This window comes from uncultured Negativicoccus sp., from assembly GCF_902480485.1.
GTDB lineage: Bacteria > Bacillota > Negativicutes > Veillonellales > Negativicoccaceae > Negativicoccus > Negativicoccus succinicivorans.
This window is the reverse complement of the sequence record NZ_CABSTC010000089.1, coordinates 1-2,398: the sequence shown is the minus strand read 5'-3', so window position 1 is coordinate 2,398 and position 2,398 is coordinate 1. Positions and strand designations below refer to the sequence as shown.

At 52.0% G+C, this 2,398-nt stretch carries 3 protein-coding genes and 1 tRNA gene; all 4 read left to right on the top strand.

Annotated elements, in window-relative coordinates; all coding sequences use genetic code 11:
• The coding region (locus RDN69_RS06090; RefSeq protein ID WP_288218382.1) for a hypothetical protein at nucleotides 1-249 on the top strand (249 nt) is incomplete at its 5' end.
• 70 nt (nucleotides 250-319) lie between these two features.
• Nucleotides 320-394, top strand: a tRNA-Gly gene (locus RDN69_RS06085).
• Between the two features lie 230 nt (nucleotides 395-624).
• A complete protein-coding gene (locus RDN69_RS06080; protein ID WP_052098600.1) occupies nucleotides 625-2,013 on the top strand; it encodes a DUF2254 domain-containing protein in 1,389 nt (462 codons plus the stop codon).
• Nucleotides 2,014-2,033: 20 nt separating this feature from the next.
• On the top strand, nucleotides 2,034-2,398 hold a 365-nt coding region (locus tag RDN69_RS06075), incomplete at its 3' end, for a DUF6056 family protein (protein WP_288218381.1).

Genomic DNA, 2,398 nt, shown 5'->3' with positions numbered 1-2,398 from the left:
ATCGTTCACTTGGGCGACCATGACTGGGTACTCTCTACGCCGGCCGCGCAAAAGAGCGTGGCGATTCTGAAAGAAATCGCCAAACGCGATTACGGCATGAGCGCTGCCGATCTCGAAGGCGCGCGTTTCAACCACTTCCGCAACTATATCGGCTCGCAACTTTCCTACATGTTCCTCAACATGCTCGCCGCGGAACCGAACGGTGAAAAACTCATCGCGGCCCAGGTCCACAAAGTCATTTTGAAATAATGGAAAAGCGTCGCGACGCTTACCTTCACTTGGTAGAGGACGGTAAATATGCTATAATATGTACCGTCAAGCGGGTGTAGTTCATCGGTAGAACGTCAGCTTCCCAAGCTGAATGTAGAGGGTTCGATTCCCTTCACCCGCTCCAATTTTATGTTGATTTCGATGACATTCAAAGCTCCCGAATCCGGGAGCTTTTTATTGCGCAAACATATCTCGCGTTTCGTTTGCGCTATTGCGAAAGCCGTCCTTCCCGATGCGCTCGCGCCTTGCTTTTGCGCCGTTTAGCCGTGAGAACGCGCCGTCAGTGGTATAATAACGGTAAGAATTATTTGTTTTCATTGGCTCGTAAAGGATTCGGCAAAAGGCGGTACCATATTGACTACATTAAAATTTTTCAGTTGGCTGAAACAACCGCGCAATACCATTTGGTGGCAACCCGCCAAAGGCGCACTGTTTGTTATCGTATATGTCATCGCGGTGCTCGTCAGCACACGTTATCTGCCGACCAACTTGTTTCCCGATATTCCGTCGCGCACGATCGATGGCCTGTTGACCATTTTGGCGTCAAGCATGCTGGCGGTCACCACGTTTTCTCTTTCCATTATGGAGAATGCGTTTTCTTCCGCGTCACGCGGTGCGACCCCGCGTTCCGTCGAACTCGTCATGGCGGACGACAGCACCCGACTCGCCATCGCCAGTTTCATTTCGACATTTATTTATGCCATTATCACAAAGATCGCCTTAGGAAGCGGTTCCTTCGCGCAAAACGGCCGCTTCCTCTTTTTCCTCAGCACGATTGTCGTCATCGCCTACCTGATTGTTGTACTGATCCGCTGGGTGCAGGTACTATCGACACTCGGACACTTGGGCGACACGATGGGTAAGGTATACGCCAAAGCGGCAGAGACCATGCGCCGTTATCGCAGCCTGCCTAACCTCGGCGCCACATGGGTGCCGGCTAAAGACGCGCTGCCGGATGCGCATTTTATTTGCGCCGAGACGGGCGAGTTCGCGCAGCTTCATTTGGACCTTTTACAGGAGTGGGCGAAAAAACATGACGCGCATGTTTTCATTCGCTTGAATCCGGGTGACTTTCTGTATCGAGGCGAACCGCTGGCGGATATTTACCTGAATGACGGTTCGAACTCGTTGACGGAAGAAGATCTGTCGCTTTTACGCAGTTTCTTTATCGTTAAGCCGACGCGCAGTTATGAACAGGATCCTCGTTTCGGTTTTATCGTGTTAAAAGAAATCGCGCAACGCTCGATTTCCCCCTCGATGAACGATCCCGGTTCGGTGATAGCGGTGATGAATCTGATGGCGAAATTGTTGCTGGACGCTACCGCGCCGCGCGACAACATGACCGTCTACGATCGCGTCGGCATGCAACCTCTGCAGGAAACGGATTTCATCTATCGTTCCTTTGACGGCATCATTCGCGACAGCGACCAAAATGCAGGTATATCCATGCAGGCGTTGCACATTATGTATGCGGTTTCGCGCCATGCGCCCGAGGAAGCGATTCGCAAAGCGGCGCGTATTCAGGCGCGCTTGATTTTGGAACACGCACGCCGAACATTCAGCGCCCGTCAGGATTTGTTTCGCGTGGAAAGCGCCTATGTCCAATATTTTCCGGATGATACGCCAATCGAAGCCTCCGCGTATTTTCCCGATGACGAAGCGGCGGAACGTCAAAAATCATTGGCGGATGCCGACCTGACGGCTCTTTTTGAAGAGCCGCGTGACGAAAACGATCGACAGTAAAGTAAAACAAAGGAAATGATATGAACCGAACTTCTTCTCACTTATCTTGGTGGCGTCGCTACGGCGGCTGGTTGCTGCTTGGCGCCGCGTTTATCTACATGTTCGCTCTGAACAACTGGACGCCTTGGCACCGCGATGATTATGAGTACGCGCTGATTTGGCAAACGCTGGTGCCGATCGAAAGCTTTCATGACGTCATGACGTCCCTCGCGCGTCATTACCAAATGCACGGCGGGCGCATGGTCGCTTTTTTTGTGTTGGATAATTTTTTGCGCTGGCCCAAGGTTTGGTTCAATATCGCCAACGCGCTCTGCTTCATTTTGATGGCGCTCGGTCTCAGCTGGCACAGCGCGGGACATATTGAAAAACTGTCGAGATCGGAAGA